The organism is Vibrio sp. 1562 (assembly GCF_033340155.1).
GTDB lineage: Bacteria > Pseudomonadota > Gammaproteobacteria > Enterobacterales > Vibrionaceae > Vibrio > Vibrio alginolyticus.
In genome coordinates, this window is the sequence record NZ_JAWOVY010000045.1 from 1 (window position 1) to 8,124 (window position 8,124).

Here is an 8,124-nt window from a genome sequence, read left to right on the forward strand (position 1 = left end):
TGCCTGCGATTTGGATAATAAATCCGAAGATATATTCCATTGGTGACTCCTTAATTTGGTTGTGAAGGAGTCACCCCCAACTGGGGAAAACTCCCCCCAGTTGGGTGGTGAAAAGGCGAACCATAAGTAACGCATGGTTGCGCATGTAAAAACATGCAGGCTATTTGTTTAAAGAGGCTAGCTACCTCTTAGTACCACTGAGAAAACTCAACGGCGGGCTTCCTTTGAGCTCATGCTCTCAGGCGCATATATCACTGAAGCAGATCAGCAATATTTGATAGTCAGTGTAACCGTCTTATCCAGACAGGATAGTTAGAAAGATGCTCAATTCTTCCACCTAGCTGAAAGGCCATTACCTCACAGAGGATTAGGCTAGGGACTGATTATTGTCATATCAGGAGCAAACTTATGGCCCAAGCAAAACCCAATTACTCAAAACCCATCTTTGAACAATCATTCACAATTAACAGCTTACAGGCGCAACGTGTCGTTGACCGTGTTTTTAAACGGACGGTCAGTGCGCTTTACGGAATCGATGTCATCTTGCGCATCATTGGCGATGAGAGCGAAATTGATGAAGTGGAACAGATCATTAGCCAGTTGATCGAGGATTGCGCTAAAGCGGTAGACAACGAACAAGCTCGTTTGGACAAACTGATGGAGTCCAACGGCATCGATGAAGTACCTGACTACACCGACCCGATAACCTTCAACGCAAAAATAAGTTCGCCCCAGGTTGGCCAGTTTGTCGGCTTAGTTCGCAAACTCGATGCGTTGATGATCTCAATGGACACACTCTGGTTATCTAGCGTGCTTAGCAACAAGCAACGTGTTGATGGTAACTACGCATGGCAACAGCGCATTATCAAACTGGCTAGGCGCATTATTGATATCGAAATTCGAGCACGAAAATCAGCTCAAGCCAAGGGTAAAGAAGCAGAAGTTGAGCAAGCGGTGCCTTCAACCGATGACGATATCACTGAAGAGAGAGTGTAAAAAAATCTGTGTAAATGGCATTCTATCCATGTATGTGAAAGGAATAAAGAATGCCAGTATCAGACCAGCTTATCGACCAGTTATTAGCTGACTACAAATCCCCGGAAGACCTGCTTGGTGAGCAAGGTATCCTTAAGCAGTTGACCAAAAAGCTTGCCGAACGTGCTCTTGAAGCAGAGATGGAGCAGCATCTTGGTTATGCCAAACATGATGCCGCCGGTAATAACAGCGGTAACTCCCGCAACGGTAAAAGCCGTAAATCAGTACGTAGCATTCACGGCGACATTGAGCTTGAAACACCGCGAGACCGCAATGGCAGCTTTGAGCCTAAGCTCATCAAGAAAGGCGAGAAACAGCTCGGTGGCTTTGATGAGCGCATCGTTTCCTTGTATGCCAGAGGCATGTCTACCCGTGATATACAGGCCCATTTTGAAGAAGCCTATGGTGTTGAAGTCTCGCCGACGTTTATATCACAGGTCACCAATGCCATCGAATCGCTCAATGCCAGCCTGCGTCAGGTCACCAAGACTAGACGGTCATTCCCAAGTGATGATGCAGTTTATGACCATGTACGGTGACCGAGTATCGTTATGATAAACAGCCACTTACACAGAAGATTTTATAGTCTCGTTCTTACGGCTAAGTCAGTTGCACATGCATTTTAAGTTTTTCCTGGTATCCGAGTTATTTTAGTAAGGCTAGGTTTTCAAGGATTCAACTGTTGCAACAAGCTCGCTAATACTCTCATTCACGCTCTCAATGGCTTTTTCGACATGTTCAATCGATTCATGACCCTTTTTAGCTATCACATTGATCTCTTTTAAACCGGTGTCAATTTTATCAATCAGCCCAGCATTTTCTTTGACAACTTCAGCAATGTCGGAGGTTGCGGAAGCCGATCTGGCGGCAAGCTTTCTTACTTCGTCTGCAACAACTGCGAACCCTCTGCCGGAATCTCCGGCTCTTGCAGCTTCAATCGCCGCATTAAGTGCCAATAAGTTTGTCTGATCTGCAATAGAACGTATGGTGGTTACTATTTCCTGAATATTCTTTGATTTCAGATTTAGCTCTTGTCCTACTTGTGCAGTATTTTCAACCTGTGATGCGATTTGAACACTGGTATTCACGCTGTTATCCAGCTCTCGCATTGCCGTTGTTGTTAACGCCGATGTCTTTTCGGATGTTTGCGCCGCGAGGTTCACTGTATTAATGGCGTTATTGACGCGCTCAGAAATATCTGACGCAAATTTTATCACTTTATAGACTTTACCTTGCCCATCAAGAATGGGGTTGTAAGTTGCTTCAAGCCAGACGCTCCTGCCAGACAGACTTCTTCTTAGAAATCGACCTGCCTGATAGTTACCGTTAGCCAAGTTGCGCCAGAAATTTGGGTTATCACGATAAAAGTTTTCATCACAGAAGATTTTGTGGTGTTTACCCTTTATCTGTTCCAGTTTGCAATCCATAGCAATAAGAAAATTCTGGTTAGCATTGGTGATTATGCCATCTGGGGTGAATTCAATTAAAGCCTGAGAGCGGTTAAGTGCAGTAAAAACGGCATTCTGCGATGCAGATTCGTTATGCTGCGCGGTGACATCAAAAGCCAATTTAACAACACGATACACCTTACCTTGTGCATCCTTAATTGGCACATAACGTGCGCCGACAAAGATAGTTTCTCTATTCTTCTTTATATATTTAAAGGTATCTCGCTGCGGTTTGTCCTCAAGAAGATTTCGCCAGAAGGTTGTATACTCGGGCCTCGATGTATAGGCAGTCTCAAACAAAATGCGGTGATGCTGGCCCAGAAGTTCCTGTTTACTGTACCCCATAAAGTCAGCAAACTTCTGACTCACTTCAAGTATTTCGCCTGAATGATTAAAAATCACCATCGCGGTAGCGTTTAACATAGCATTAAAGAGGAGTTTTTCATCAGAAACTTTTATTGGTTCTATTAATGTGGGTGTTTTCTTTAGAAAGTCGAACATAATCAGTATTCTCTTTTATAACTCAAAAGTAATTTTTCAAACTGGTCAACAGAGAGAGGCTTATCAAAGTAGTAACCTTGCCCCCAATCACAACCCAGTTCTGCCAGTAGCATCGCAATTTCTTGAGTTTCAATTCCCTCAGCAAGAGTTTTCAAGCCAAAAATCTTTGCTGTTGAAATAATGGTTTTAACAATGGCGAGGTTTTTTTCATCATCAAGTATTGGTAATCCAAGGAAGGAGGAGAGCTTGGGATGACCATGTGGTGTGCCACCAGCTCGAGAATCATCCTGAGGATTGTTTGAGATAACAGCTTGGCCGGTTGTTAATACTTCACCCAGTAAATTGTGATGATTATGGAACTCTAAGCCATCCGCCTTACTTTCTTCATATAGCTCACGGGTTTGATGATCCCAGCTGATATTTGTCAAGACGCGGACTTTCAGATATGGTCGTAGTTGCGAGTCTTCCCGCACCTCACCAATCAAACCGAACTGACTATCTGTCAGAGCGATGAGCTCATTAAGTAAAAGGCTAAGTGCACTGCCATACGACTCATTCAGTATAAAAGCGCGCTGAATCTTAGCGATGGCATTGATAGTGCGAATTTGAAAATCGTATTTGTCAGAAATCTGCTGCCTGGACTGCTCAAGTGTCTGGTGGCTAGCGTACATGTAGGCGTCAAAGGCGAGGGTGATATCCAGCAGCGCGACTTTGTAGAGCGCAGTTAACGTTGGCTCGATACGCTCCTTATCGCTATTCAATATCACACTGACGAATTTACAAACGAGATCTAAGTAAACACCGTAAGCCCCAATATACCATTGTGGCGTCAAACCAACTCTTTGGTGCGCAATGCCCACTCTAATACGATCTTGGGCGTAGTCGAATCCATAATCGCCGGCAGTTAATTTCCTAAAGTACAGTTTTTGTGTCTCTTGAAGTTTGCCCATTAGGTTAACGTCATGCAGCATTTTCGATGCATGGTCAAACTTTAAAAGATGCTGATAAAAAGCATGAATAAGCTCATTCTCATAGGCATAAAGCGGTTTATGAATGGCTTCGAGCAATTGAATCTCGGTAGTTGAAAGATTAATAAGAGCTTTACGCTCATCAAAAGAGACCGGGTTGATGTTTAATCGCTTTAGTACTTCTTCCACTCTCATAGCGCACCTGTCTTTACTTCATTAACAACCAGTGATTAATTGCTTGTAACAATTCATCGGGATGAAACTTAGCGATAAATTGGTCTGCGCCGACTTTCTTAACCATAGACTCGTTAAACACACCACTTAATGAAGAGTGCAAAACGACGTGAATATCTTTTAAAAGTGGTTCAGATTTAATCGCGGATGTCAGTGTATAGCCATCCATTATTGGCATCTCAATATCAGAAATGATCAAAGGTATTCTCTCTGCAATTACTGCTTTATGTTTTGCCGCAAAGTCTTGTAAATATTGAACTGCAGATTGGCCATCATTAACCAGTTTAGACGGGATATTTACACTGTCTAACACGCGTTTAATCTGATTTCTGGCCACTGCTGAATCATCCACAACCAATACTTCAATCTCAGAGGTGTTGAACCCTTTAAGCTGTTGCGCCGTTTCAGCTTCAATTTCATGGTCGTTGGGCATGATTTCCGAGAACACTTTTTCAACATCTATGACTTGAATGAGCTTGCCTTCAATCTCTGTCACTGCAGTTAGGTAATGACTTTGCCCTGCTCCTTGAGGTGGAGGTTGAATTTGACTCCAGTCCAGATTAACGATGCGATCAACTGCCGAAACCAGAAAGCCTTGGATATGGCGGTTGTATTCCGTCACAATCACAAAAGCCTGTTCGGGATAACGTATCGGCTTACCTGTCGTAGCTTCACTCAGGTCGATAACGATAACTGGATTGCCACGAAGCTGCGCAATGCCCTTTATAAAAGAATGGGCTCCTGGCATTTCAATGAGCTCAGGTACACGAATTACTTCCCGAACCTTAAAGACGTTGATGCCAAAACGCTGATGACCATTCAGGCTAAAGAGGAGCATTTCAAAGCGATTTCGACCTGCCAGATTTGTCCTTTGGTCAATAGACTTCATTAACATATTCATTTAAAACGCACCACCAGCTCGTGTAGCTCTTCAGATATTTTCTTAAGGTGCTCTAGAGAGCTTGCTGCTTTATCAGCAGAATTGGCGCTTTCATCGGCCAATGTTGAAATACTTACAACCTGGCGATTGATATCTTCAGCCACATGAGCTTGCTCCTCTACAGCTGCTGCCATCTGTGTCGTCATATCGGATATATGCCCGACTGAGGCAACGATGCCTTGCAGCATATCTCCACTCTCAATAACTTTTGACAGCCCCTCGTCAGCGTCAGAAGCACCTGATTCAGCTACTTTAACGGCATCGCTGGATTTTAGTGAGAGAGCTCTGACAATTTCGTATATTTCTTTCGTAGAATCTTGGGTACGTTTTGCAAGATTACGCACCTCTTCAGCAACCACGGCAAAACCTCGGCCTTGCTCGCCGGCACGCGCTGCCTCGATAGCAGCATTTAGCGCAAGTAAGTTGGTCTGTTCAGCAATCTGTTCAATTATTTGAGCTGCTTGGGCAATTTTCGTCGTTTGTAGCTCTACATCAACAACGGATTTCGAAATGGTCTGGACAGTTGCTCTAAGTTTTTCAATAGAGGCGCTTGTTGTTTTGGAGAGTCCTCCACCGGTTTCGGCCAGATTAAATGCTTTATCAGCTTGTGAAGCGGTATTGGAAACATGATGCGATACCTCTGAAATAGTTGTCGTCATCTCATTCATCGCTGTAGCAACCTGAATCGTTTCAGATTGCTGGTGATCAATAACCTGCTTAGATTGTTTAACCAAGTCAAATGAGGAAAGTGTTTCGCGCGATACTCTTTTCGCGGCATCATCAATGCGGTTGATAATGGTTGTCAGATGAGCTTGCTGGCTCAATATAGAGACTTCTAATGCGCCAGTAAGTCCGGACTTATTGGTGTAAGTGAGAACTGCGAGCTCATGCGAGAAAGAACGGCTTAGTAATTTCTTTAAGTCAGACGCTCTGGCGTGGTCTTTCACATTGACCCAAATTGCATAGATCGCAATGACGGCGAGCAACAAACTCCCTGATAACTCTTTGTAACCAAAAAAGAATGTCGCAAGCGCGATAGCGACAGACACCATTAAAAAAATGTTAGGCAGCGATATAGGTAACGGTTTAGGTAAATTACTTCCCGCACTCAAGCGGCGGTATAATCTGTCTGCTCTTTGTACATCTTCTGCTCTTGGGCTTGAACGAACAGATTCGTACCCAATAACTTGTCCATTAGCTGTCACGGGTGTCACATAAGCGTCTACCCAGTAAAAGTCACCATTCTTACAACGGTTCTTAACCAACCCCATCCATGCTTTACCCTCTTTTAGATGTGACCACATCACTTTGAAAGCCATCGCTGGCATATCGGGATGTCGAACAATATTATGTGGCTGGCCAATTAACTCCGATCTGGAAAATCCGCTGACCTCAACGAAAGCGTCATTACAATCAACAATATTGCCGTTTTTATCCGTAACTGAAATCAGCTTCACAGACGATGGGAAAGTTTTTTCGTTAGATGTAACAGGGAGGTTTTTACGCATAGATAGCATTCGCGTGTATATTTACTAAACTAAATATACAAATTTTACATCATGTAGGTGGATTAACCTAGATATATTAGTCAATATTTGTATGCACCGAATTTGTGCAAACTGATTGCGCCATCCTTATTTACTGTGCTATGTGGAGTGTATTTAAAAGTTTACATTACCGATTTAGCTTCTGATTTATCAACTTGGCATTTGCTACGAGTTCATTGATGTCAAATGTTATACGACCTAACCCCATCAGTGGTATGAGCCCAACGACCATCGATGACAGCAAGATAATGTGATTGATTTTGTCTGTTTGAGTTTGAGCTACACCAGCACCATCAATTTGCTTAAATATTATCGTTCTGTAGTACTTAGCCAGTTTTTGCGCAATTTCTGGGGAGTTAATTGCCTGTTTCCAGATAAACACCATTATGTTAGCAACCTCTCGCTGAGATGTCCATCGCATAAAATGCTCTAGTGCATCATCCGAAACCAAGGTGTTTTTAGCATCAAAGTTTTTGTAAAACGATTCAGGAAGCAGTATCGTGTGTCTTTCGAGAAGTCTATCAATAATTGCCTCAACTAAAGCCTGCTTAGTTGGGTAGTGATAGGTCAAGTTTCCCTGAGAAATACCCATGTACTTAGCGACCTGAGTTACGGAAAATTTGTCTATTTCACCTGACTCGATAAGAGTAATAGCGGATTCAACGATCTTTGCTTTCATTAAGCAGAGCTCCTTGTGATTAAAGCGAGATTATCCTCAAAGTTCCTTCAGGGGGCATCTTAATTTAGCTCACAAAAGATGACTTTGATCTCAAATGCGCATTCTGATTTATGTGAACACCGATTCTGGTTAATATGAACTCCCAGCATTTCCCGCATTGGGCTCAGTTCTGTTTTAACCTAGGTGTTCATCTTCAGTCAACTCTTATGTGACTTTTCGCATCGATTCTCCTTTGAGTTTTAGCTTGTGGGCGTTGTGCACTAACCTGTCTAGGATGGCATCTGCCAGCGTGTTATCGCCAATTGCCTGATACCATTCCTCTGTTGGCAACTGGCTTACCATAATCGTTGACGTTAGCTGATGTCGATCATCCATGATCTTCATCAGATCGTCGCGCTGTGCCGCTTTTAACGGCTCCAACCCCCAATCATCCAGGATCAGGATGTCGTATTTTGCTAGCTGTTTTAATACTTTGCTGTAACTGCCATCCGCTTTGTGTTGGCTTAGTTCCATCAGTAAGCGCGAGAGCCGGTAATACTTTGCGCTGTGGCCTTTTAAGATCGCAGTATGTGCCAGAGCACACGCAAGGTAGGTTTTACCGCTGCCACAGGGGCCAGTGATCAGGATATTTTGATGCTTCGTTACCCAACCGCAGCTGAGTAAACCGGCTATCACGGATTGGCTTAAACCGCGTGGTCTTAAACCAGCAAGTTCAGCACCAACCTCGATAATTCGGTCATAGTTCGTTGTAAAAATATGCAATCTGTCGCGT

6 protein-coding genes and 2 pseudogenes are annotated in these 8,124 nt (G+C 43.4%); 2 read left to right on the forward strand and 6 right to left on the reverse strand.

All coding sequences use genetic code 11. The features are described 5' to 3' along the window. Nucleotides 1–408 precede the first annotated feature (408 nt). Together R7Z49_RS22540 and R7Z49_RS22545 are read left to right on the forward strand one after the other, a co-directional pair. Entirely contained in the window at nucleotides 409–996 is a 588-nt protein-coding gene (locus tag R7Z49_RS22540; RefSeq protein ID WP_213966098.1) for a hypothetical protein, read from the forward strand. Between the two features lie 50 nt (nucleotides 997–1,046). Continuing rightward, nucleotides 1,047–1,487 (forward strand): annotated as a pseudogene (locus R7Z49_RS22545) (transposase); the annotation flags it as partial. A 279-nt stretch (nucleotides 1,488–1,766) separates the two neighbouring features. Here R7Z49_RS22545 and R7Z49_RS22550 read toward each other — a convergent pair. From R7Z49_RS22550 to istB, 6 genes and pseudogenes are all read right to left on the reverse strand, one after another. Then, a pseudogene (locus tag R7Z49_RS22550) lies at nucleotides 1,767–2,984 on the reverse strand (methyl-accepting chemotaxis protein); the annotation flags it as partial. Nucleotides 2,985–2,986: 2 nt separating this feature from the next. Further along, complete coding sequence (locus R7Z49_RS22555; RefSeq protein ID WP_258500905.1) at nucleotides 2,987–4,141, reverse strand: protoglobin domain-containing protein; 1,155 nt, start codon at nucleotides 4,139–4,141, stop codon at nucleotides 2,987–2,989. 19 nt (nucleotides 4,142–4,160) lie between these two features. Further along, nucleotides 4,161–5,087 carry a chemotaxis protein gene (locus tag R7Z49_RS22560; RefSeq protein ID WP_258500906.1) on the reverse strand — a complete coding sequence of 309 codons (927 nt, stop codon included), beginning with the start codon at nucleotides 5,085–5,087 and terminating at the stop codon, nucleotides 4,161–4,163. After that, a complete protein-coding gene (locus R7Z49_RS22565; protein WP_213966092.1) occupies nucleotides 5,084–6,634 on the reverse strand; it encodes a methyl-accepting chemotaxis protein in 1,551 nt (516 codons plus the stop codon). The genes R7Z49_RS22560 and R7Z49_RS22565 overlap by 4 nt, the downstream gene beginning before the upstream one ends. 166 nt (nucleotides 6,635–6,800) lie before the next feature. Next, a complete protein-coding gene (locus R7Z49_RS22570) occupies nucleotides 6,801–7,352 on the reverse strand; it encodes a TetR/AcrR family transcriptional regulator (RefSeq protein ID WP_318112075.1) in 552 nt (183 codons plus the stop codon). Nucleotides 7,353–7,556: 204 nt separating this feature from the next. Then, nucleotides 7,557–8,124, reverse strand: a 568-nt coding sequence (gene istB / locus R7Z49_RS22575) for an IS21-like element helper ATPase IstB (protein WP_318112076.1), incomplete at its 5' end; no start/stop codon positions are given.